This is a genomic window from Streptomyces puniciscabiei, from assembly GCF_006715785.1.
In the GTDB taxonomy this organism is placed as follows: domain Bacteria; phylum Actinomycetota; class Actinomycetes; order Streptomycetales; family Streptomycetaceae; genus Streptomyces; species Streptomyces puniciscabiei.
Genome location: NZ_VFNX01000001.1, coordinates 1845398 through 1868756 on the forward strand (window position 1 = coordinate 1845398; position 23359 = coordinate 1868756).

The window sequence follows — 23359 nt, forward strand, 5'->3', positions numbered from 1 at the left end:
GGCCACTGACAGTCGGGTCCGGATCGGCTTTCCGGGGAGGAAGAAGCGCAGGTCAGCCTGCGTGGTGCCGTACGTCACCCCGGCATCTGGCGGTGGCTCACTCGACCACGTGGCGTCCCTCGGGCCGGGCGCTGCACGAGGCGCGGAACGCGCAGTGCGTGCAGTGCTGGCCGGTGTTCGGCGCGAACCGCTCGTCGAGGACCTTGCCGGCGGCGGTGGCCAGCAGCTCGCCGACCCACTCCCCCGACAGCGGCTCCTGGGTCTGCACCTTGGGCAGGCTGTCGCCTCCGTCGCGCTGGGCGGCGCCCTGTCTGAGGTGCACCAGTTCGGCGCCGCCGGGTTCGGGACGCACGCCGTCGAAGGCCTCGTCGGCGGCGCCTTCACGGACGGCGAGCTGGTAGACGGCGAGCTGGGGGTGGCGGGCCACCTCGGCGGCGCTGGGCGCCTGCTTTCCGGTCTTGAAGTCCACCACGTAGGCACGGCCCTCGGCGTCCGTCTCCACCCGGTCCATCTGGCCGCGGATGCGGACCTGGTAGTCGCCCGCTTCGAGGGTGACGTCGAAGTCCTGCTCACTCGCCACCGGGGCGCGCCCGGTGCGGTCCAGCACATGCCAGTTCAGGAAGCGCTCGAGCGCCACGCGCGCGTTGTCCTTCTCCTGCTGCGACTTCCAGGGCGCGTCGAAGGCGAGCGCGTTCCACACCGAGTCCAGGCGCTCCATGAGGACGTCGAGGTCGGCCGGGCTGCGGCCGGAGGCGACCTCGTCGGCGAGGACGTGGACGACGTTGCCGAAGCCCTGGGCGGTGGTGGCCGGGGCGTCCGCCTTCACCTCGCGGCCCAGGAACCACTGGAGCGCACAGGTGTTGGCGAGCTGGTCGAGAGCGCTGCCGGAGAGCACGACCGGCCGGTCGCGGTGGCGCAGCGGCACCTTGCTCTCCGTCGGGTCGTACATGCCCCACCAGCGGTAGGGGTGGGCGGAGGGCACCAGGGGGCGGCCGTCCTCGTCGGCGAGCACGGCGAGCCGGGCCAGGCGGCGGGCGGCGGCCTCCCGCAGGGCGGCGGAGGCGCGCGGGTCGACCGTGGTGGCGCGCAGCTCGGCGACGAGCGCGGCCACGGACAGCGGGCGGCGGGGGCGGCCCGTGACGTCCCGGGGTTCGACGCCGAGTTCGGTCAGGAAGCGGGACGGCTGGTCGCCGTCGTCGGCCGGCGCCTTCACAGCGGTCACGACGAGACGTTCACGCGCGCGCGTGGCGGCGACGTAGAACAAGCGGCGCTCCTCTGCCAGCAGGGCGCCGGGGGTGAGCGGTTCGGCGAGTCCGTCGCGGCCGATGCGGTCGGCCTCCAGCAGGGAGCCACGGCGGCGCAGGTCGGGCCACAGGCCCTCCTGGACACCGGCGACCACGACCAGCCGCCACTGAAGGCCCTTGGCGCGGTGCGCGGTCATCAGGCGGACGGCGTCGGGGCGTACCGCGCGGCGGGCGAGCGTGTCGGCGGCGATGTCCTCGGCCTCGATCTCCGCCAGGAAGTTCAGCGCGCCACGGCCTCCGGTGCGCTCCTCCGCGCGCGCGGCGGTGGCGAACAGCGCGCACACGGCGTCCAGGTCCCGGTCGGCGTTGCGGCCGGCCGCGCCGCCGCGCCGGGCGGCCCGCTCCAGCCGCGCGGGCCACGGCGTGCCCTCCCACAGGTCCCACAGCGCCTCCTCGGCCGTACCGCCGCCCGCGAGCCGCTCGCGGGCCTTGCGGAGCAGCGCGCCGAGGCGCTGCGCTCCGCGCGCGTAGGCCGGGTCGTGCACGGCCAGGCGCTCGGGTTCGGCGAGCGCCCGGGCGAGCAGGACGTCGGAGGGGGGCGGCAGCGGATTGCCGGCCGCCCGCTCCTCCTCGCGCAGGGCACGGCCGAGCCGGCGCAGGTCGGCCGGATCCATGCCGGCGAGGGGGGAGGCGAGCAGGGTGAGCGCGGTCTCAGTGTCGAGCCAGGTGGTGTCCGGGGCCGGCTCTGCGGTGTCCTGCGGGGCGGCGTCCTCGGGAGCGGCGTTGGCAGTGGCAGCCTGTTCGGCCTCTTGAGAGGGGGTCCCCTCGGGCTCGGAGGTGGTTCCCCCGGGCTCCCCGGAAGGTCCATCCTGGGGAGCGGCTGCGAGCGCGGCTGCGCTTTCCTCGTGACCCCGGGACGCCGCCGTGGCCACCGCGCGCAGGGCGGTGAGCAGGGGGGCCACCGCCGGCTCGTGGCGCAGGGGCAGGTCGTCGCCGTCGATGTCCAGCGGGACGCCGGCCGCGGTGAGGGCGCGGCGCAGGGTCGGCAGGGTGCGGGAGCCCGCCCGGACCAGGACGGCCATGTCGCTCCAGGCGACGCCGTCCTCCAGGTGCGCGCGGCGCAGGATGTCCGCGATGTTGTCCAGTTCCGTGCCGGCCGTCGGGTAGGTGTAGACCTCGACGCGTCCCCCGTCCCGCACAGCGGCCGGCTCGCGGTGCGCGCGGACCTTGTCGGCGGGCAGCCGGGGCAGCGGCATGCGCCGGGCGATCAGCCGGGTGGCGGTCAACAGGGCCGCACCGGAGCGGTGGGAGGCTCGTAGCACCTCGACGGGTGCGGGGCGGCCGTCCGCGCGCGGGAAGGCGGCCGGGAAGTCGAGGATGCCGTTCACGTCCGCGCCCCGGAAGGCGTAGATCGCCTGGTCGGGGTCGCCGAAGGCCACCAGGGTCCGTCCGCCGCCGGCCAGCGCGTGCAGGAGCCGTACCTGGGCGGGGTCGGTGTCCTGGTACTCGTCGACGTACACGGCGTCGTACTGGGCGGCGAGCCGTACGGCGTTCTCTGGGCGGCGCGCGAGCAGGACCGCGCGGTGTACCAGTTCCGCGTAGTCGATCACCCCCTGCATGTCGAGCACGTCCAGGTACTCGGCGAGGAACGCGGCCGCGGCGCGCCAGTCGGGGCGCCCGATGCGGCGGGCGAAGGCCTCCAGCGCGTCGGGACCGAGGCCCAGCTCGCGGCTGCGGGCGAGGACCGCGCGGACCTCGTCGGCGAAGCCCCGCGTGGTCAGACAGGCGCGCAGCTCGTCGGGCCAGCGCACGTGCGCCAGTCCGAGCCGCTGCAGTTCGGGCTGCCCGGCGAGCAGCTCGCGTACGGTGACGTCCTGTTCCGGGCCGGAGAGCAGCCGCAGGGGTTCGGTGAACAGGCCGCTGTCCTGGTGGGCGCGCACCAGTGCGTAGCAGTACGAGTGGAACGTGGTCGCCCGGGGCGCGCGGGCGGCGCCGATGCGCACGGCCATGCGGTCGCGCAGGTCGACGGCGGCCTTGCGGCTGAACGTCAGCACCAGGATGCGCTCGGGGTCGGTACCGCGGGCGATCCGCGCGGCCACGGACTCCACGAGGGTGGTGGTCTTGCCGGTGCCGGGGCCGGCGAGGACGAGCAGGGGTCCGGCGCGGTGGTCAACCACGGCGCGCTGTGCCGCGTCCAGACGAGGGGGGTCGACGGCGGTCGGCGGGGTACGGACCAGTCGGTAAGCGCCACGGCTCCCCTGCCGCACCGGGGGGTGCGGCAGGTGCCTGGTGGAGGAAGAGGAGCTCACGTGATGTGCCGGTCCTGGTGTTCGTGCTGGTGGGCGGGCGGTCACGGGTGCGAGACGGTGGCCGCGGGGTGAGGGGGACACGTGCAGCCGACGCTACGCCGCCACACGGGGCGGAAGCAGGGCTTCCGCTTGTTCCCTCGGGGCGCGCGGGCCACGTGTGTCCCACAACCCACGAACGTACGTCATGCCACGGATGTCCCCCACGTCACCCGAACGGGCCATGGGTTCTCACCGAGGGCACCCAATGGCGGAAGCTGTCAGATGTGACCCACCGCGCCCGCCCCGCCGTCCCATCGGGCCCGCCGCATGTCGATCCGCGGCAGATGCCCCTGGGCGCTCCTGGCCGCCTCCTTCAGCGGCGTGCCCTCCGCGCGGTAGTGGGCGAGCGCGCGCAGTTCATGGCCGGGCAGCAGCATCCCGTCGGCGCGTACCACCCGCCACCACGGGACGGCGCCTCCGTACAGCGACATCACCCGGCCGACCTGGCGCGGTCCCCCCTCCTCGAGCCACTCGGCGACATCGCCGTACGTCATGACCCGCCCCGGCGGGATCCGCTCGGCGACCTCGAGGACCCGCTCCGCGTACTCCGGCAGCGCGTCCACGCGGTCCTCGGGGGTGTCCTCGGCAGGGCTCTGCTCGCTCATTCGTCCCATCCTGCCGCACGCCACCGACATCGCGGCGCGGACCTCGGGGCACGGCCCTCTCGCCCCCGGACGGCGCTTCCGGCAGACTGTGCGCCCGCGCATCCGCACCCTGATGCCCGCGTGTGTCGGTGGGGCATGCCACCATCGTGCGGGCGGTGACCGGTGATACGAGACCAAGAAGAGACCATGAACCAGCAGGGCGTGCACCCCGAAGGCGCGGCGGGCACCCCTGACGCCGCCGCGCGCCCCGACACCGCCGCCGGCGCGGCCGAAACCGGCGGAGCCGCCCAGCAGCGGGACCCCGCTCCGCGCCGGCGCGAAGGCACGGAAGACGGCACCGCACGCGCGCGTGAGGACACTGCGGACGACGGCACGCGCGCGCGTGAGACCGACGGAGACGACGGCACACGCGCGCGTGAGGACGCGAACGGCGACACCGAGGGAGCTCACGTCCCGAAGAACACGCCGCCCGGCCACGGTCCCGGCGCGGACGACGATCCGCACGCCGAGGCGGTGGAAGGCGACGAACCGCTGCTCCCCGCGCGCGTGCACCGCCCCTCCGATCTCATGCGGCTCCTGGTGGGCGTGCTCGCCATCGTGGTGCTGCTCGCGATCGCCGCGTTCGCGCACGGCACCACCTCGGGCTTCGAGCAGGACATCAACAAGGGCACCGGGCAGGCCCCCGACCTGCTCATCCGGATCGCGGGTCTGGCGTCCAGCATCGCGATCCTGCTGGTGCCGGTCGCCTTCGCGATCGAGCGGCTGGTCAAACGCGACGGGCTGCGCATCGCCGACGGCGTCCTCGCGGCCGTTCTCGCCCACGGAGTGACCCTCGCGACCGACCTGTGGGTGGCGCGGGCCGCCCCGGGCTCGATCCAGGAGGCGCTCACCCAGCCCTCCCCGGGCGACATCCACGCCCTGACCGATCCCGTGCACGGCTATCTGGCACCCGTCATCGCCTATATGACGGCCGTCGGCATGTCCCGCAGACCCAGATGGCGCGCGGTGCTGTGGATCGTGCTGCTGCTCGACGCCTTCTCGATGCTGGTCACCGGCTACACGACCCCGTTCTCGATCATCCTGACGGTACTGATCGGCTGGACCATCGCCTACGGCACGCTGTACGCGGTCGGCTCCCCCAACGTCCGCCCCACCGGCCAGACGCTGATGGCAGGTCTCAGGCACGTCGGCTTCCACCCGGTCAGCGCGGCGCGCGAGGAGGCCGTGGAGACGGAGAACGGCGATCGCGGCCGGCGCTACTTCGTCACCCTGGAGGACGGCCCGCCGCTGGACGTCACGGTCGTGGACCGGGAACAGCAGGCCCAGGGCTTCTTCTACCGCGCGTGGCGCAATCTCACCCTGCGCGGCTTCGCCACCCGCTCCAGCCTCCAGTCGCTGCGCCAGGCGCTGGAGCAGGAGGCGCTGCTGGCGTACGCGGCGATCGCGGCCGGCGCCAACGCGCCCAAGCTGATCGCCACCTCCGAACTCGGCCCCGACGCGGTCATGCTCGTGTACGAGCACACCGGCGGGCGCACGCTGGACTCGCTGGCCGACGAGGAGATCACCGACGAGTTGCTGCGCAACACCTGGCACCAGGTGCAGGCGCTGCAGTCGCGGCGCATCGCGCACCGCAGACTCGCGGGTGACGCGATTCTGGTGGATCGTTCCGGCAGGGTGATCCTCACCGAACTGCGCGGCGGTGAGATCGCGGCCGGCGAGCTGTTGCTGCGCATGGACGTGGCGCAGCTGGTCACGACGCTCGCTCTGCGGGTGGGCGCCGAGCGCGCGGTGGCCTCCGCCGTCCGGGTGCTCGGGCCCGACGCGGTCGCCGACTGTCTGCCGATGCTGCAGCCGATCGCCCTGACGCGCTCCACGCGCGCGACGCTGCGCCGGCTGGCCCGGGAGCGCGCCCAGCGCGAGCGCGAGGCGGTCCTCGAGGCGTCCCGGCAGGCCAGGCAGGCGCGCACGGAGGAGGGGGCCGGAACGAGCGGGGCCGACCTCGAAAAGCCCGACAAGAAGACGGTCCGCGCCGAGCAGCGCGCGGAGCGGCGGGCCATGGAGGAGGCCCTCGAAGAGGCCCGCGAGGAGGACCTGCTCACCCAGATCCGGCACGAGGTGCTGCGGATCAGGCCGCAGGCCCCCGTCGAGCCGGCCCGGCTGGAGCGGGTACGGCCGCGCACCCTCATCAGCTTCATCGCGGGTGCGATCGGCGCCTACTACCTGCTGACGCAGCTCACCCACATCCAGTTCGGCACGCTGTTCGCGCAGGCGCAGTGGGGCTGGGTGGTCGCCGCGGTGCTGTTCTCCGCGCTCAGCTACGTCGCCGCGGCCATGGCGCTGCTGGGGTTCGTGCCGGAGCGGGTGCCCTTCCTGAGGACGGTGGGCGCGCAGGTCGCCGGGTCCTTTGTGAAGATCGTGGCGCCGGCCGCGGTGGGTGGTGTCGCCCTCAACACGCGCTTCCTGCAGCGCGCCGGCGTACGCGCGGGTCTCGCCGTGGCGAGCGTCGGAGCGTCGCAGCTTTTCGGGCTCGGCTGCCACATCCTGATGCTGCTGTCCTTCGGTTATCTGACCGGCACCGAGAAGACGCCGTCGCTGTCGCCGTCCCGTACGGTCATCGCGGGCCTGCTGACCGTGGCGGTGCTGGTGCTCGTGGTGACCTCGGTGCCGTTCCTGCGGAAATTCGTCGTCACGCGCGTGCGGTCGCTCTTCGCCGGTGTCGTACCGCGCATGCTCGACGTGCTCCAGCGCCCGCAGAAGCTCGTCACCGGCATCGGCGGCATGCTCCTGCTGACGGCCTGCTTCGTGATGTGCCTGGACGCCTCGATCCGGGCGTTCGGCGGCGGCTCGGCCTCGCTGAGCATCGCCAGCGTCGCCGTCGTCTTCCTCGCCGGCAACGCGCTCGGGTCCGCGGCGCCCACCCCGGGCGGCGTGGGCGCGGTCGAGGCGAGCCTCACACTCGGCCTCATCGCCTTCGGCCTGCCCAAGGAGGTCGCCGCGCCGGCCGTCCTGCTGTACCGCCTGCTCACGCTGTGGCTGCCGGTGCTTCCGGGCTGGCTCGCCTTCAACCAGCTCACCCGGAAGGGAGCCCTCTAGGGAGCCGGTACGGGCACGGGGTGCACCGCGCAGAGAGCCCTGTGCGGGCACGGGGTGCACCGCGCAGAGAGCCCTGTCCGGGCGCCGGGTGCCCGTACCTCGTACGGCCCGCGCCCCGCGCGCCCCGGCGTGCGCGCCTCCAGGATGGGAGCATGGCGAACCCCTCCCGGCTGCGCGCCGCAGCCCTGACCACCACTGCCCTGCTGCTCTCCGCACTGCTGGCCGGCTGCGGCGACGGCAGCAGGGACGGCGACCTCGCGGCGCAGAAGCTGGACTGGAAGGACTGCCCGGCTCCGTCCGAGGCCGAGGGCGGCGGAAGTGCCCCGTCCCCGCTGCCGAACGGCGGCACATGGCAGTGCGCCACCATGAAGGCGCCGCTGGACTGGAGCAAACCGAAGGGCGACACCATCGGCATCGCCCTGATCCGCGCCAAGGCCAGCGGCCCCGCGAGCCGGCGGATCGGCTCGCTCGTGTTCAACTTCGGCGGCCCCGGTGGCAGCGGCGTCAGCGCGCTGCCCGCCTTCGCCTCGGACTACGCCGCCCTCCGCACCCGCTACGACCTGGTCAGCTTCGACCCACGGGGGGTCGGCCGCAGCGCGCCGGTGAAGTGCGTGAGCGACTCCCAGCTGGACACGTACTTCCAGCAGGACGCGACCCCCGACGACAGCGCCGAACGCACCCAACTCCTGGACCGTACGAAGCAGTTCAACGCGGCCTGCGAGAAGAACTCCAAGAAGATCCTGCCGCACGTGGCGACAACCGACGCGGCCCGCGACATGGACCTGATGCGCCAGGTGCTCGGCGACGACAAACTGCACTACTTCGGCATCTCGTACGGCACAGAACTCGGCGGCGTGTACGCCCACCTGTTCCCCGGGAACGTCGGCCGGGCCGTGCTCGACGCCGTCGTCGACCCCACGCAGAACCCCGAGCAGAGCTCGCTCGGACAGGCAAAGGGCTTCCAGCTCGCGCTGGACAACTTCGCCGAGGACTGCGCCTCGAAGACCACGGAATGCCCGATCGGCACCAGCGCGCAGGACGTGAAGAACCGCATCGCGAAGCTGCTGAACGACCTGGAGAAAAGGCCGATCCCCGGCATCCCGCCGCGCCAGCTCACCCAGACCGCCGCGACGAACGGCATCGCACAGTCCCTGTACTCCAAGGACTTCTGGGAGTACCTCACCGAGGGCCTCGAGCAGGCCTACGCGGGCGACGGCAAGATCCTCATGCTGCTGTCCGACTCGATGAACGGCCGAAGCGAGGACGGCCAGTACAGCAACATCACCGCGGCGAACGTCGCCATCAACTGCGCCGACGAGAAGCCGCGATACACCGCCGACTACGTCCAGCAGAAACTGCCCGAGTTCCGCGCCGCCTCCCCGCTGTTCGGCGACTACCTGGCCTGGGGCATGCTCAGCTGCACCGACTGGCCCGTGGCCGGTGCCGCCGACCATCCCGACGTCAGCGCGCCCGGCTCGGCGCCCATCCTCGTCGTCGGCAACACCGGCGACCCGGCCACCCCCTACGAGGGCGCGAGGAAGATGGCGGACGCACTCGGCAAGGGGGTCGCCGTGGAGCTGACGTACAAGGGCCAGGGGCACGGTGCGTACGACAGCAAGAACAGGTGCGTGCAGAGCGCGGTGAACGGCTATCTGCTGGACGGGAGGGAGCCGAAGGCCGGCACGGTCTGCTCCTGACCCGCCCCACCCGAACCATCCCGCACCCGCGAAGAATCCGCTGGTCAGAGCGTTATCCACAGGCTGCCCAGGGCTCGGTCGGATGTGCCTACCATGGCCTGGACGCCCGGCGCGGCACGACGCGAAGGGCCTGTGAGGGGGGTGCGTATGAGGCGATTCCTGCGCTGGACGGCCGCGGTGGCCGCGGCGCTGCTGGTGGCCGGCTGCGGCGGCTCGCCGGGCGGGAGCCGCGAGGGGAAGGGGCACAAGGGCGAACGGAGCCGGGGCACGAGCGCCGCTCCCCCGTCGGCGTCGGCGAGCGACCTGCCCGCCTCCCTCACCTCGCAGCGCCTCGACTGGCACGGGTGCAAGGCCACGGGGGACTCCCCCGCACCGAGCGGCGACTGGCGGTGCGCGACGCTCAAGGTGCCGCTGGACTGGTCCGAGCCGGGCGGTGCGACGATCGGCCTGGCGCTGATCCGCGCGCGGGCGACGGGCGGGAACCGAATCGGGTCGCTGCTGTTCAACTTCGGCGGCCCGGGCGGCTCGGGCCTGGAGATGATGCCGTACTACGCGAACAGCGTGGCGAAACTCCGCGGGCGCTACGACCTGGTGAGCTGGGACCCGCGCGGAGTAGGCGCCAGTGAGGGCGTCCGGTGCCGCGGCGACCGGCAGATCCAGGCCACCGAGGACGTGGACGCCACACCGGACACCCCACGCGAGGAGAAGGCCTTCTTCCAGGACGCCGCCGACTTCGGCCAGGGCTGCCAGAAGGCGGCCGGCACCTTGCTGGCCCATGTGTCCACCACCGACACCGCCCGGGACATGGATCTGATCCGGCAGGTCCTCGGCGACACGCGGATACACTACTTCGGCATCTCCTACGGCACCGAACTCGGCGGTGTGTACGCCCACTTGTTCCCGAAGCGGGTGGGACGGCTGATCCTCGACGCGGTGGTCGACCCGACCGCGGACACGGTGGGCCAGGCGGAGAACCAGGCCCGCGGCTTCCAGCGGGCGCTGGACGACTACCTGAAGTCCACCGGACAGGACCCCGCGCAGGGCACCCGGAAGATCGCGGCCCTGCTGAAGCGGATCGACTCGCGACCGCTGCCGACGTCGTCCGGGCGGAAACTGACCGACTCTCTCGCGGTCACCGGAATCGTCCTGCCGCTGTACAGCGAGGCCGGCTGGCCGAGGCTGACCGCCGCGCTCGACTCGGCGGAGAAGGGCGACGGTTCACCGCTGCTGGCGCTCGCCGACGACTACGACGAGCGGGACTCCTCGGGTCACTACGGCACGACGTCCCACTCCCAGCGGGTCATATCGTGCCTGGACCAGAGGGAGCGGCCGACGCTCGCGCAGACGAGGAAACGGCTGGCGGAGTTCGAGCGGATCTCGCCGGTGTTCGGGGACTTTCTGGGCTGGGACACGTCCGGCTGGTGCCACGACTGGCCGGTGCCGGGCCAGTACACGCATCCGGAGGTCAGCGCCCCGGGAGCGGCGCCGATCCTGCTGGTCGGCAACACCGGCGACCCGGCCACGCCGTACGAGGGCGCCCGCAGAATGGCCGACGAGCTGGGCAAGGGCGTCGGCGTGGAACTCACCTGGAAGGGCGAGGGACATGGGTCGTACGGCAACGGCAGCGACTGCGTCGACTCGACGGTGAACGCCTACCTGTTGAACGGGACGGTGCCGAAGGACGGCAAGGTCTGCTCCTGACGCGGACGGGGGCCCCGGGCGCCGTACGCACCCGAGGCCCCCACCACCCGCACCGGGGAACCGGCTCAGTAGACCGGCTTGTGCGGTTCGATCTGGTTGACCCAGCCGATGACGCCGCCGCCGACGTGCACGGCGTCGGCGAAGCCCGCGGACTTCAGGACGGCGAGGACTTCCGCACTGCGGACACCCGTCTTGCAGTGCAGGACGATCTTCTTGTCCTGCGGGAGGCCCTCCAGGGCGGTGCCCATGAGGAACTCGTTCTTCGGGATCAGCCGGGCGCCCGGGATGGAGACGATCTCGTACTCGTTCGGCTCGCGGACGTCGATGATCTCGATGTTCTCGCCCTCGTCGATCCACTCCTTGAGCTGCTTCGGAGTGATCGTGGAGTCGGCGGCGGCCGCCTGGGCCTCCTCGGACACGACGCCGCAGAAGGCCTCGTAGTCGATGAGCTCGGTGACGGTGGGGTTCTCGCCGCAGACCGCGCAGTTCGGGTCCTTGCGGACCTTGACCTGGCGGTACGTCATCTCCAGGGCGTCATAGATCATCAGGCGGCCGACCAGCGGCTCGCCGATGCCCGCGAGGAGCTTGATGGCCTCGTTGACCTGGATGGAGCCGATGGACGCGCAGAGCACGCCCAGGACGCCGCCCTCGGCGCAGGAGGGGACCATGCCGGGCGGCGGGGGCTCCGGGTAGAGGCAGCGGTAGCAGGGGCCGTGCTCGGACCAGAAGACGGAGGCCTGGCCGTCGAAGCGGTAGATCGACCCCCACACGTACGGCTTGTTCAGCAGCACGCAGGCGTCGTTGACCAGGTAGCGCGTCGCGAAGTTGTCGGTGCCGTCGATGATCAGGTCGTACTGGCTGAACAGGTCCATCACGTTGTCGGCCTCGAGCCGCTCCTCGTGCAGGACCACGTTCACGTACGGGTTGATGCCCTTGACGGTGTCGCGGGCGGACTCGGCCTTGGAGCGGCCGATGTCGGACTGGCTGTGGATGATCTGGCGCTGCAGGTTCGACTCGTCGACCTCGTCGAACTCCACGATGCCGAGCGTGCCCACGCCCGCGGCGGCCAGGTACATCAGCGCCGGCGAGCCCAGGCCGCCGGCGCCCACACAGAGCACCTTGGCGTTCTTCAGCCGCTTCTGCCCGTCCATGCCCACGTCGGGGATGATCAGGTGGCGGGAGTACCTGCGGACCTCGTCTACGGTGAGCTCAGAAGCCGGCTCGACCAGGGGTGGCAGCGACACGGGGACTCCGTTGGTCGGTCAATCACTACAGTTGTTCTCCTCGTAACACTGCCATGGCCTTCTTCATTCCGAGACACCTGTTCCGATACGCGAGACGATTTCGTCCCAGTAGCCGGGCATGGTCTCCCAGGGGTCGATGCGGCCACCGCGGTCCGTGCGGTCGGTGAAGTAGATCGTCGCCGCTCCCTGCCACCGGGCGATGCGCAGCGCCTCCTCCAGATGGCCGCGGGGCACTCCGTGCACGAAGTGGCAGAAGCGGTCCGGCGGATAGTCGGCGGTCCACTCGGCGACCTGCGACCAGCGGTAGTCGGACCAGGGGCCGGAGAAGGTCACGAGTTGGTCGGCGTTCTCCGCGTACCCGGGGTGCGGATGGGTGCCGTGGCCGAGGACGATGTGGGCGGAGTCACTGATCATGCGGAGCGTGGTGACCGCGCGGCGCACCTCGGGGAGGGCGGTGCGGTCGGTGGGGCAGCGGTCCAGCAGGAAGCCGTCGACCCGGTACCAGTCGAGGTAGCGGTGGGCGTCGGAGAGCAGGTCGGCGAAGGCTCGGGCGCCATGGGTGAGGTCCAGGTGGCCGAGGACCCGGACGCCCGCACCGCGCAGCCGGCCCGCGGCCTCCAGGCAGTGCGGGTCCGGCCGGGTGCCCGGGCCGGCGGCCACGTTCAGGACGACCCAGTCCAGCGGGATGCCCGGGCGGGCGAGCTCGGCCCACTGGGCGGGGGCGACGAGCGGGTGGGCATAGCCGGGGACGCCGATGGCGGTGCGCAGGCCGGTGCTCGTGGCGCCTGCTGTGGTGCTGGTCAGATGCGGCATGCCGCCTCCATCCAGATGTCGGCGAGGGATTCCTCGAGGTTGATGCGGGGCCGCCAGCCGAGCCGGTCGCGGGCGGTGCGCACGTCGGCCTGCTGCCAGCTGCCGCAGCCGTCCGGGTACGGGTACGCTGCCGGGGCCGCGTGGTCGGAGTCGGCGCGGGGGTGGCCGATCGCGCCGCGCAACGGTCCGGGCGGGGCGTCGAGTTCGTGCAGGGCGCCGCCGTATCCGGCCACGCGTGCGAGGACGGCGGCGGCGTCGCGGAGGCGGACGGCGCGGCCGGAGCCGATGTTGATGACGCCCTGGGCGGCGGAGAGCGAGGCGGCGTGCACGGCGCGGGCGACGTCGCGTACGTCGACGAAGTCGCGCTGCACACCGAGGCCGCCGAGCTTGAGCTCGCCGTCGCCGGACTGCATCGCGCGCCGCATCGCCTCGGCGAGCCGGCCCAGCGGGGAGCCGGCCGGGGTGCCCGGCCCTGCCGGGGAGAAGACCCGCAGCACGACGGCGTCCAGTCCGGAGCCGAGGACCAGTTCGGTCGCGGCGAGCTTGCTCACACCGTACGGGCCGCCGGGGCGCGGTACGGCGTCCTCGGCGGTGGAGGAGCCGGGCTGGCTCGGCCCGTACTCGGCGCTGCACCCGATCTGCACCAGACGGGCCCCGCAGCCGCTGCGGCGCAGGGCCTCGCAGACGGTGGCGACGGCAACGGTGTTGTGCCGGGTCAGATCGCGGGCGCCGCCGCGGATGGCGCCGGCGCAGTTGATGACGACCCCGGGGTGGACCGCGTCGAGGAAGCGGGTGAGGGCGCCGGGGCTGCCGGTGGCGAGGTCGAAGCGGACGTCGGCGTCGTCGCCGCGGCCTAGTGCGGTGAGCTGGACGGCCGGGTCGGCGAGCAGACGGTCGGCGACGAAGCGGCCGATGTATCCGTTGGCTCCGATCAGCAGGACCCTCATCGGGCGACTCCGGGGGTGTCGGCGCCGGCGTGACCGGCGGGGCCGAGGTGACTGACGGTACGAAGGTGGCCGAGGGGGCCATTGGGTGCTGCGTGCCAAGAGGGTGTGCTGGGCCGAGAGGGTGCGGTGGGCCCGCCCGCGCTTGCGGTGCCGGCGGCCCCGGGGGCACCGGACGCTCCGGGTCGGGAGGTGGTCATCTGGCGTTCTCCTTCAAAAAAAGGGGTGGTGCGGTCGCCTCCGGCTGCGGTTCGGGCCGGCGGCGGCAGATTCAGTCGGGAGCCCCCGTGGGAGCGTGTGCCGAGGCCCGGGTGAGGGTGCGGCCGGCGTGGCACAACAGGGCCAGCGCGGCCGTGCCGCAGGCGAGGACCGGGACGGCGGCCTCGCCCCAGGTGTCCAGAAGCGTCCTTACGGGCGCCGCCAGGACGGCACAGCCCGGCAGCCTCCCGGCCGACGGCAGGGCGAGGGCGACGGCCTCCATGGCCACAGCGGCACCGAGCGCCACGGCCGGGGCGTGCCGGTGCCCGTGCACGGTGAGCAGGCGGGCGAGGAGCAGCAGGGCACCGAGGGCGAGGGTCTGCGGGTAGGCCACGGGTTCGTGCAGTACGGCGCCGCAGACCAGGAGCAGGGCGGTGAGCACGCCCAGAAACACGGTGAACGTGCCGAACAGCAACGGCTTGGCGGCGGCCGTGAAGTCCTCGAGGCCCCGGCTGCCGGCGAGCCTGCGGCGGGCGCCCGCGCTGAGCAGGTGGGCGCACCAGGCCGCCGGGGCACAGGCCAGGATCAGGGCCAAGGTGGGCGCGACGGCCGTGGGCCAGGGGCCGTCCGGGGCGCCGGTCGGCAGGGCGTCGGGGCCACCGGTCACGACGGCATGGAGGAGGCCGTCGCCGAGGAGGGCGTAGCCGAGCAGCCACAGGGTCCACGCACGCGTGCCGTTCGCCGTACGCCATGCGTGCGTGCCGGGCGGGCTGGCTAGGGGGCCGTGGCGCAGTGCGGTACGCGTGGCCAGGGCCATGGCGATGATGCCGACGACGGCGGTCAGGAGGCGGGGCTGTCCGTGGGTCAGGCGCAGTCCGGCCACGGTGGCCGCGCCGAGCGCGCCGGGCAGGAGGGTGAGCAGGATCCAGACCGCGCGCACCCGGGGCACGGGCAGGGGCTCGGACTGCGGGACCTGCTCGCCGGTGCGGGGCACGCGCGCGTACAGCTCCTCGGCGAGCGAGAAGACATCGCGGTGGCGGAAGCGGGCGGCGGTCCGGTCGGTGACGCCGTGCGCCTCCAGCCCGGCGGCGATCTCCAAGGGGTCCACGGCCCGCTCGCACAGCTCGCGGTGCCGGTGCAGCAGGGCTTTCACGGGGTCCGCGGCGCCCCGCCGGGGTGCGGCCACGCGCCTCGTGCCCGACTCGCCCTTGCCGGAGGGTGGGTTGTCCGGCGGCGAGTCGGCCGATCCCGCCCGAGTGGCCGCGGCGACCGCTCCGGGACGGCCCGGCCGCCCGGTCGGCTGGACGGCACCGGCGGGGCCTCGCGCACCGGCGACGGTGGCGGACGGCGCCGACGAGGTCTCCCAGGACCCGGCGTCCTGACCGCCCGGCTCCGCCTCGAACCACTCCCCCGACTGCGCGTCCTCCCAAGGCTCGGCCGTACTGGGCATCCCGGGTCGGTCCAGCCCGCCCGGAGCGCTCACCGCGCGGCGACTGTCATCGTGAGCCCCCGGCACGACAGCCGAACGCGAGCCCTCCGCCCCGCCCGGCCCGCCGGCGCCCAGCGCGCCCGCCTCCCCCGGCATCGCTGCGGCCGAACCCGGGTACTCCGTCTCTCCGGACACCCCAGTACGCCGCGCTCCCGGCCCGCTCAGCGCTTCCGGTGCCTCAGCAGCCGGACTCGGGTCATCCGCCTCGGTAGGCATCCCACTGCCCCGCCGGCCCAGGCCACCCGGTGCCTCCGGCGCCCAGACGGCCGACCCGGCGTCCCCCGATCCGCCCGGCGCTCCCGTGCTCAGCGGCCGGAGGTCGCCCGGCGCGCCCCGTTCGCTCACCTCGGCCGCCGCCCAAGTGCGGTCTCCGCCCGCGCGGTCCGCCATCGCTCCGGCGCGGTCTGCGCTCATGCCGTCGTCACGTGTGTCCATCACGCCCCCTCGGCGGCGGCCAGTCGTGTCGCGCGTACCGCTGGGGCCGTGACCCAGCCGGGGACGCTCCGGGGCAGGACACGGGCCGTGGGGCCGGTCCAGCGGCCGGGGACGTGGGACTCGGCGGGGGTGGCGAACGGCAGGGGCTCGCCGGCCTCGTCGAGGACGACCCGGCGCACCGGGCAGTGCGCGACGATCTGCAGGTAAATGCCGTGAAATGCCGCGATGTTCTGCTCGACGGTGAACAGTTCGAGTGCACGGGCGCGTGCGGCGGCGCCGAGGCGCTCACGACGCTCGGGGTCGCGCAGCAGCGCCACGCACGCCTCGGCGAGCGCCCGCGGATTGCGCGGGGGCACGACGAGCCCGGTGCCGCCGATGACCTCCACCACCGCGCCGACGTCGGTGGACACCGTGGCCCGGCCGCAGAACATGGCCTCGATCAGGCCGACGGGGAAGCCCTCGACGACGCTGGAGAGGACGACGACCGCTCCCGCGGCGTACGCCTCGGCCAGTGTGGGGGCCTCCGGGCCGCCGATCTCCTCGAAGGAGACCGGGTTGTCGCCGACGGCGTGCACGCCCTCCGCCTCGTCCGGGAAGAGCTGCGCGGCGAGTGCCCGGCAGTGGCCGAGGTAGGCCGCGCCCTCGGGCCCGGAGGGCGCGCCGACGATCCGGAGACGCGCCTTGGGCTCCTCCTTGCGGACCTCGGCGAAGGCGTGCAGCAGCGAGATCAGGTCCTTGGCGGGTTCGACGCGCCCGACCCAGGCCAGAGTGCCGGGCTCGGCGCGGTCCGGGGCCTCGCCGACCTCCGCGAAGCGGGTGGCGTCCATGCCCGGGTAGACCGTGCGGATCCGGGCGCGGTCGGCGCCGCACCGCTCCTGCCAGCGACGGGCGTGGGCGTTGCCGGGGGTGAGGACCTCGGCGCGCCGGTAGACCTCGGCGGCGAGCCGGCCCTGGTAGGCGGCGAGCAGCGCGCGTACGGCGGGGGGCGTGGTGTCGGGGCCGAGGGCCAGGTAGTGCGAGCGGAGCTGCACGCCGTACTCGGTGACGAGCAGCGGCACGTCGCAGAAGTGCCGGGCGAGCAGCCCGGGGAGGGCCGCGGGGCCGCCGGCGGCGGCGTGGCAGAGGTCGGCCGCGCCGAGGCCGTCGTCGCCGTACCAGTCGAGGGAGAGGGGGCGCAGGGCGCGTTCGAGGTGTGCGGTGACGGTGAGCAGGTCGGGTACGCGCGCCTCGCGCGCCGTGCGCAGTGCGCCGGGGGCGCGGCAGGCGCGTTCGAGGGTGCGTACGGCGGCGTCCGAGCGCAGGGCGCCGACCAGGCCGCCCTCGTCCCTGGCGAGTTCGGCGAGTCCGTACAGGGCGCTGCCGAAACGGTCCGCCAGATCGGTGGGCATCTCCTCGGAGGCGGCTCCGGGACCGGCGCACACGGCGGCGAGCAATTCTCCGTAGCACTCGGTGAAGCGCCGTCGCGCGCGCCGTGAGTAGGTGACCCCGTCGTCCTCGGCCGTCCACAGCGGCGCCGTACGCACCCGGCTGACCTGTGGTGGGAGCGGGACCCAGCCGTCGTCCTCCTGGCGCCGGCTGCGGCTGAGCGCGTAGATGTCGAACTCATGCTGGTCGAGCCCGCGCACGAGCCGGTCGCACCAGAGTCCGGCGTCACCGCTCACATACGGGTAGCCACCTTCCGTAAGCAGTCCGATGCGCACGTGTGCACCCCCGATCTCCCGTCCGGTGAGCCGCCGTTCGGCGGCTCGCAGCGGGACGAACGTAAGGGGACAAGGCGGTGGCGCGACGGACGGTTGTCCATCGCGCCACCAAAAGGGGTGAACGGTCGTAACTTTCGCGTGCGGGTCGCGTTCGGCCGCGCTAAGGCCTCACACGGCGATCGACCGTGCACGAAACGTTACGCCACGGCCGGTTCCCGCCGCGCCGCGCGCCGCTGTGCCGCCAGCTCGGGGTCGAGCGCCGGTACGGCCGCCAGGAGCTGCCGGGTGTACGGCTCGCGGGGGCTGTCGTACACCTCGTCGGCGGGCCCGTACTCCACCACCCGGCCATGGCGCATCACCGCGACCCGGTCGCTGACCTGTCGTACGACGGCGAGGTCGTGGGCGATGAAGACCAGCGCGAGGCCGAGTTCCCGCTGGAGTTCGCCGAGCAGCTCGACCACCTGGGCCTGTGTCGTGACGTCGAGCGCGGAGACCGGCTCGTCGCAGACGATGAGGCGCGGTTCGGCGGCGAGCGCCCGGGCGATGCCGATGCGCTGGCGCTGGCCGCCGCTGAACTCGTGCGGATAGCGGTCGTAGTGCGCCTTCTCGAGCCCCACGCGCTCCAGCAGTTCCGTCACGCGCCCCTGGATGCGCCGCTCGTCCTGTTCGCCACGCGCGCGTAGCGGGTCGGCGATGGACTCGCCCACGCTGCGGCGGGGGTTGAGGGAGGAGACGGGGTCCTGGAAGACCATCTGTACGGCCGGGTTCACGCCGGTGTGCGGGCGGCCCGCGTAGCGGATCGCGCCGGCGGTCGGCTCCAGCAGCCCGACGAGCATGCGGCCGAGGGTGGTCTTGCCGCTGCCGCTCTCGCCGACCACGCCGAGCGTCTCGCCGCGGCGGACGGTGAGGCTGACGTCGTCCACGGCCGCGAACGCCCGCCTGCCACGCCCGAACTCGCGCCGCAGCCCGGTGGCCTCCAGCACGACCTCGTCACAGGCCTGGGAGGCGGTGCGGCGGGCGTCCACGCGCGGGACGGCGTCGAGGAGTTCCCGGGTGTACGCCGCTGAGGGCGCCGCGAGGACCGTGCCGACCGGGCCGTGCTCGACGACCCTGCCGTGCCGCATGACGAGGACGTCGTCCACGCTCTCGGCGGCGACACCCACGTCATGGGTGACGAGCAGCAGGCCCATGCCGGTCTCCTCGCGCAGTGTGTGCAGCAGGTCGAGGATCTGGGCCTGGGCGGTGACGTCGAGGGCGGTGGTCGGCTCGTCGGCGATCAGCAGGTCGGGCTCGCAGGCAAGGGCCATGGCGATGAGGGCGCGCTGGCGCATGCCGCCGCTGAACTCGTGCGGCCGGGACCGGGACCGCCGTGCCGCGTCCGGAATTCCAACCCGCTCCAGCACCTCCACGGCACGCGCGCGTGCGGCGCGGCGCGACACGCGCGTGTGCACGCGGTGGACCTCGGCGATCTGGTCCCCGATCGCGTAGTACGGGTCCAGCGAGGACAGCGGGTCCTGGAAGACCATGGCGGCCTTGGCGCCGCGCAGGCGCCGCAACTCCTCGTCCGAAGCCGCCTGTACGTCCGTGCCGGCGACGCGGACCGAGCCGGTGACCCGGGCTCCGGTGCCGCGGTGCAGGCCCAGCAGGGCGCCCGCGACCGTGGACTTGCCGGAGCCGGACTCGCCGACCAGGGCCAGCGCGGCACCCTCGGCCAGGCTGAAGGAGAGGCCGTCCACGGCCCGCAGCGAGCCGAACTCGACGGTCAGGCCCGTGACATCCACCAGGCTCATGCGAGCACCACCCGTCGGTCGGCCACCGCGTACAGGACGTCCGCGAAGGCGTTGGCGAGGACCACGAAGAAGCCGATGACCAGGACCATGCCGACGACCACCGGCAGGTCGACGACGTTGACCGCGTGCACCAGCTCCTGGCCGATGCCGGGCAGCCCGAACAGGGTCTCGGTGAGGACGGCACCGCCGACGGCGGAGCCGACGTTGTTGGCGTTCAGCGCGATCACGGGCGCGAGCGCGCCGCGCAGGGCGTGCCGGCCGACGATGGAGCGCTCGCCGACGCCGTACGCCCGGAAGGTGCGGATGTGGTCCTCGGCGAGGGTCTCCAGCATGGCCGCACGGGTGAGGCGGGCGAAGGCCGCGGCCTCGATGAGGGCGAGCGAGAGCCAGGGCAGCAGCAGATTCCAGGCCCATTGCTCGGGGTCGTCCGAGAAGTTCACGTACTGCGGGAAGGGCAGCAGCTGCAGTTCGCCGCAGACGACGATCATCAGCACCAGGCCGATGACGAAGACGGGGGTGGCCGTGCCCGCGAGGGTGATCGCGGTCAGTACGCGCTCGGAGACCCGGCCGCGCCGCCACGCGGACAGCACACCGGTGCCGACGCCGAGGACGAGCCACACCACCATGGCGCCGAGAACCAGCGACAGGCTGACCGGCAGCCTGGTCAGGATGATGTCCAGGACCTGCTGGTCGGTCTGGTACGACTGGCCCAGGCAGGGCGCGGCGCAGTGCTCGACCGCGGTGCCCGTGGAAAAGTCCTGGCCGGCGAACAGGCCCTGCAGGAAGTGCCAGTAGCGCAGGTAGAGGGGGTCGCCCAGCTTCAGCTGCTCGGCGACCTGGTGCACCTGTACCGGTGAGCAGCGCGGGCCGCAGGTGATCTGGGCGACGTTGCCGGGGGTGACGTAGAAGACGACGTAGACGATTACCGAGATGGCGAGCAGCGTGACCACCGCGCCGACGGCGCGGCGCAGCAGGAATCCGCCGAAGCCGCTCATGCGGAGGCCTCCTTCTCGCTCCTGGCGTTCTCGACGTCCTTGCGGCCGGTGCCGACGCGCAGGCGGGAGGCGGCGCGCGGGTCCAGTGCGGTGCGCACGCCGTCACCGAGGACGGTGAGGGAGAGGACGGTGACGAACAGGGCGCCGGCCGGCAGCAGCAGGTACTGCGGCGCGGCCTGGTACCAGACGTCCGCGGCGGTCAGCATCTGTCCCCAGGACGGGGTGGGAGGCTTCACGCCGACGCCGAGGAAAGACAGCGCCGCCTCGACGGAGATGTTCATGGGCACCAGCAGCGCGGCGTAGGTGATGACGGGCGCGGCAAGGCCGGGCAGCAGTTCGCGGCGCGCGACCCGCCAGGCGCCCCAGCCGCTCAGCCGGGCGGCGGAGACGTAGTCGAGCCCCTTCAGGGACAGCGTCTGGGCCCGCACGATCTTCGCGATGGTGCCCCAGCCGATCAGGCCGATGACCAGGGTCACCAGGACCGGCCGCGGAAAGCTGGGGGGCACGACGGCCAGCAGCGCCAGCGACATGATCATCAGCGGCATCGCCACGATGACGTCCGTGGCCCGGCTCAACAGTTGATCAACCCATCGGTTGCCGAGCGCGGCGCCGACACCGACCACGACCCCGATGACGACCTGCAGCACCGTGGCCGCGAGCGCGACGCCCAGCGACACGCGCGCGCCGTAGACCAGCCGGGCGAACAGGTCGCGGCCGGTCTGCGGTTCGACGCCCAGCCAGTGGTCGGCGCTCATGCCGCCGAGGGAGCCCATGGGCACGCCGCCACGCGCGGAGTCGATCAGGGACGGGTGGTAGGTGGTGGGGTCCTGGCCCTCCAGCGCGGTGAGCAGCGGGGCGGCGAGCGCCACCAGGACGAGCAGCGCGACGACGGCCGCGGCGACCAGGGCGGCGCGCTGCGCACGCAGCCGCCGCCAGAACTGACGGGCCCCCGAGGCCGCCGGGACGGAAGCGTCCATCCCTGCGGCCTCGACGGCGACGAGTGCCTCGCTCACGGCGCTACTTCACCGCGACCTGGGAGATGTCCAGCACGCCGGTCCAGTCGCTGATGACGATGTTCCTGACGTCCTTGCCGTACAGACGCTTGTAGACCGGGTGGAACAGCGGCACGACGAGGGCCTTCTCGCCGATCTTCTTGTCCAGTGCACCCCAGCGCTTGGCGGCCGCATCAAGGTCGGTCAACTTGTTGATCGCGTCAATCTCGTCATTGACCGACTTGTCATTGAGCAGGCCCGTGTTGAAGTTCGCGCCGTCCTTGACGATCTGCCGGCCGTCGAAGATCGGGGCCAGGAACGGACCGCCGGACGGCCAGTCGGCACCCCAGTGGGCGAGGAAGAAACCGGGCTCGGTCTTCACGCCGTGGATCTTGTCCCGGTAGTCGTTGTCCTCCAGGCCCTGCAGCTTGACCGTGATGCCGGCCTTCTTGAGCGCGTCCTGGACGGCGGTCGCGATCTCCGGGCTGGTCTCGAAGTCCTTGGCGTTGGAGTGGGTCAGCGTCACCGTGAGCCCGTTGTGGTAACCGGCCTGGGCGAGCAGTTCCTTGGCCTTGGCCGGGTTGCCGGACGCGCCGGCCGGGAACGGGTCGTACGGCGTGTAGCCGAAGGACTTCTGGTCGGGCAGGAAGGTGGTGGCGGGCTCGGCGAGCGCGCTGCCACCGGCCGCGTTGACCACCGAGGACCGGTCGACGGCGTAGGCGATGGCCTCACGCACCTTCGGGTTGTCGAACGGCTTCACGGTCGGGTTGAACGCGATGTAGTTCGTGTAGCCGAAGTGCCCGGTGCCCACGCGCGCGGCCAGCTCCTTGTCGCCGCTCACCTTGGCGAGCTCGGCCGGGCCGAGGTTGGTGTCCGTGGTCACCGCCGCGGCGTCCGCACCCTGGGACGCGGACAGCCGCTGGTTGATCACCGAGGAGTCGAGACCGGAGCGGACGTCGATGGTGTCCGGGTAGGCCTTGCGCTGGTCGTCGACAGCCGTCGACCAGTACGTGTTGCGTTCGAGGACCAGGTGCTCGCCGTCGTTCTCGTTCCTGGCGACCCGGTAGGGGCCGGACGAGACCGGGTGCTCCTCGTACTTGGTGCCCTTGTCCTTGCTCTTGGGCACCGGGGCGAACTGCGTCTGCGTGGCGAGGTACGGGAACTCGCCCTCGGGCTTGTTCAGATGGAAGACGATGGTCCGCGCGTCGGGCGTCTCGATCGCCGAGAGCCCCTTCTTGTCCTTGTAGGGCCCCTGGTAGTCGGCCGCGCCGACCAGCCAGTCCCTCAAGTAGGGCGCGCCGCCGGAGAGTTCCGGGGCGAAGGAGCGCTCGATGCCGTACTTGATGTCGGCCGAGGTGATCGGCGTGCCGTCCTCGTACTTGAGCCCCTTCTTCAAGGTGTACGTCCACACCGTCGCGTCCTTGCTGGGGCGCCCGGTGTCGGTGGCGAGGTCGGGGACGACCTTGGCGCCGGCCGCGCCGTTCGCGCGGTTGCGGGTGGTGAGGGTGCGGAAGACCAGCGAAGGGACGTTTCCGCCGCCGGAGGTGTAGAGGCGGGCGGGGTCGAAGTCGGTCTGCGGCTGGGAATTCAGCACCGTGAGGGTGCCGCCCTTGTGGGGCGCGGAGTCGCCACCGGAGCCCTTGGCATCGTTGTCCTTCGGACCGCAGGCGGCGGCGCCCGCTGCCACGACCAGGCTGACGGATGCCGCTGCCACGCGGCGCGCTATGACGGACGATTGACGCATCGGAATGACGACCTCTCGAATACTGAGACTGATGGACGAGGAGTGAGACGATTGCGGGCAGACGTCGGCCTCGGCGTCGGGTCGTCGAAAAACCCGTGCGTCCGCGACACGGTCACGGATGGAGCACGGCGGAAGGAAAGAAGGAAGAATCGCGACGCGAACGCCAGGGAGGCGGCGTCAGCGACAGTGGATGTCGGCCACGCAGAGTGCGGTCACGCCGATGAGCGCCAGCTCTATGGCTGCGCTCTCACGGACGGCATGACTAGACCACATGCGCAGAAATATGAACGAAGTTACGGCTCATGTCAATGTGACATAAGCGGCGCC

At 72.8% G+C, this 23359-nt stretch carries 15 protein-coding genes; 3 read left to right on the top strand and 12 right to left on the bottom strand.

Translation table 11 applies throughout. From position 1 onward, the window contains the following. Positions 1-97 precede the first annotated feature (97 nt). Together FB563_RS08275 and FB563_RS08280 are read right to left on the bottom strand one after the other, a co-directional pair. Positions 98-3553, bottom strand: coding sequence for an ATP-dependent helicase (locus tag FB563_RS08275; RefSeq protein WP_107100737.1), 3456 nt, complete (start codon positions 3551-3553; stop codon positions 98-100). Positions 3554-3810: 257 nt separating this feature from the next. Continuing rightward, positions 3811-4197, bottom strand: a complete 387-nt coding sequence (locus FB563_RS08280) for an MGMT family protein (RefSeq protein ID WP_055708608.1) — start codon at positions 4195-4197, stop codon at positions 3811-3813. Positions 4198-4383: 186 nt separating this feature from the next. Between FB563_RS08280 and FB563_RS08285 the strand changes: the two genes are divergently transcribed. The 3 genes from FB563_RS08285 (at position 4384) to FB563_RS08295 (ending at position 10688) form a co-directional block, all read left to right on the top strand. Beyond that, positions 4384-7290 carry a lysylphosphatidylglycerol synthase transmembrane domain-containing protein gene (locus FB563_RS08285; RefSeq protein ID WP_055708607.1) on the top strand — a complete coding sequence of 969 codons (2907 nt, stop codon included), beginning with the start codon at positions 4384-4386 and terminating at the stop codon, positions 7288-7290. Positions 7291-7442: 152 nt separating this feature from the next. After that, a complete protein-coding gene (locus tag FB563_RS08290; RefSeq protein WP_055708606.1) occupies positions 7443-8987 on the top strand; it encodes an alpha/beta hydrolase in 1545 nt (514 codons plus the stop codon). Positions 8988-9134: 147 nt separating this feature from the next. Beyond that, positions 9135-10688, top strand: a complete 1554-nt coding sequence (locus FB563_RS08295; protein WP_055708605.1) for an alpha/beta hydrolase — start codon at positions 9135-9137, stop codon at positions 10686-10688. Positions 10689-10753: 65 nt separating this feature from the next. Here the strand turns inward: FB563_RS08295 and moeZ are convergent, their stop codons facing one another. From moeZ to FB563_RS45180, 10 genes are all read right to left on the bottom strand, one after another. After that, complete coding sequence (gene moeZ / locus FB563_RS08300) at positions 10754-11932, bottom strand: adenylyltransferase/sulfurtransferase MoeZ (RefSeq protein WP_055708604.1); 1179 nt, start codon at positions 11930-11932, stop codon at positions 10754-10756. A gap of 63 nt (positions 11933-11995) precedes the next feature. Further along, the gene (locus FB563_RS08305) at positions 11996-12745 is read right to left on the bottom strand and encodes a spherulation-specific family 4 protein (protein WP_055708603.1); all 750 of its coding nucleotides are present in this window, start codon (positions 12743-12745) and stop codon (positions 11996-11998) included. Further along, positions 12733-13692: an NAD-dependent epimerase/dehydratase family protein gene (locus FB563_RS08310; protein ID WP_055708602.1), complete on the bottom strand. Its 960-nt coding sequence runs from the start codon at positions 13690-13692 to the stop codon at positions 12733-12735. Before FB563_RS08310 ends, FB563_RS08305 begins: the two co-directional genes overlap by 13 nt. A gap of 268 nt (positions 13693-13960) precedes the next feature. Beyond that, entirely contained in the window at positions 13961-15337 is a 1377-nt protein-coding gene (locus tag FB563_RS08315) for a hypothetical protein (protein ID WP_234357899.1), read from the bottom strand. A 473-nt stretch (positions 15338-15810) separates the two neighbouring features. Further along, positions 15811-17472: a glycosyltransferase gene (locus FB563_RS08320; protein WP_055709822.1), complete on the bottom strand. Its 1662-nt coding sequence runs from the start codon at positions 17470-17472 to the stop codon at positions 15811-15813. 236 nt (positions 17473-17708) lie between these two features. Beyond that, positions 17709-19301: a dipeptide ABC transporter ATP-binding protein gene (locus FB563_RS08325; RefSeq protein WP_055709823.1), complete on the bottom strand. Its 1593-nt coding sequence runs from the start codon at positions 19299-19301 to the stop codon at positions 17709-17711. Then, positions 19298-20296, bottom strand: a complete 999-nt coding sequence (locus FB563_RS08330) for an ABC transporter permease (protein WP_055709824.1) — start codon at positions 20294-20296, stop codon at positions 19298-19300. Before FB563_RS08330 ends, FB563_RS08325 begins: the two co-directional genes overlap by 4 nt. Further along, positions 20293-21309: an ABC transporter permease gene (locus FB563_RS08335; RefSeq protein WP_055709825.1), complete on the bottom strand. Its 1017-nt coding sequence runs from the start codon at positions 21307-21309 to the stop codon at positions 20293-20295. Before FB563_RS08335 ends, FB563_RS08330 begins: the two co-directional genes overlap by 4 nt. Positions 21310-21313: 4 nt before the next feature. Next, positions 21314-23032, bottom strand: a complete 1719-nt coding sequence (locus FB563_RS08340; protein WP_055709826.1) for an ABC transporter substrate-binding protein — start codon at positions 23030-23032, stop codon at positions 21314-21316. 177 nt (positions 23033-23209) lie between these two features. Next, complete coding sequence (locus FB563_RS45180; protein WP_324615887.1) at positions 23210-23305, bottom strand: Ms4533A family Cys-rich leader peptide; 96 nt, start codon at positions 23303-23305, stop codon at positions 23210-23212. Positions 23306-23359: the final 54 nt, after the last annotated feature.

Excerpts from the sequence above, each read along its gene's own strand:
- FB563_RS45180 (WP_324615887.1), bottom strand. The coding sequence starts at position 23,305 with ATGTGGTCTAGTCATGCCGTCCGTGAGAGCGCAGCCATAGAGCTGGCG.
- FB563_RS08295 (WP_055708605.1), top strand. The coding sequence starts at position 9,135 with ATGAGGCGATTCCTGCGCTGGACGGCCGCGGTGGCCGCGGCGCTGCTG.
- FB563_RS08330 (WP_055709824.1), bottom strand. The coding sequence starts at position 20,296 with ATGAGCGGCTTCGGCGGATTCCTGCTGCGCCGCGCCGTCGGCGCGGTG.
- FB563_RS08280 (WP_055708608.1), bottom strand. The coding sequence starts at position 4,197 with ATGAGCGAGCAGAGCCCTGCCGAGGACACCCCCGAGGACCGCGTGGAC.
- FB563_RS08325 (WP_055709823.1), bottom strand. The coding sequence starts at position 19,301 with ATGAGCCTGGTGGATGTCACGGGCCTGACCGTCGAGTTCGGCTCGCTG.
- FB563_RS08285 (WP_055708607.1), top strand. The coding sequence starts at position 4,384 with ATGAACCAGCAGGGCGTGCACCCCGAAGGCGCGGCGGGCACCCCTGAC.
- FB563_RS08315 (WP_234357899.1), bottom strand. The coding sequence starts at position 15,337 with ATGCCCAGTACGGCCGAGCCTTGGGAGGACGCGCAGTCGGGGGAGTGG.
- FB563_RS08305 (WP_055708603.1), bottom strand. The coding sequence starts at position 12,745 with ATGCCGCATCTGACCAGCACCACAGCAGGCGCCACGAGCACCGGCCTG.
- FB563_RS08340 (WP_055709826.1), bottom strand. The coding sequence starts at position 23,032 with ATGCGTCAATCGTCCGTCATAGCGCGCCGCGTGGCAGCGGCATCCGTC.
- FB563_RS08310 (WP_055708602.1), bottom strand. The coding sequence starts at position 13,692 with ATGAGGGTCCTGCTGATCGGAGCCAACGGATACATCGGCCGCTTCGTC.
- FB563_RS08290 (WP_055708606.1), top strand. The coding sequence starts at position 7,443 with ATGGCGAACCCCTCCCGGCTGCGCGCCGCAGCCCTGACCACCACTGCC.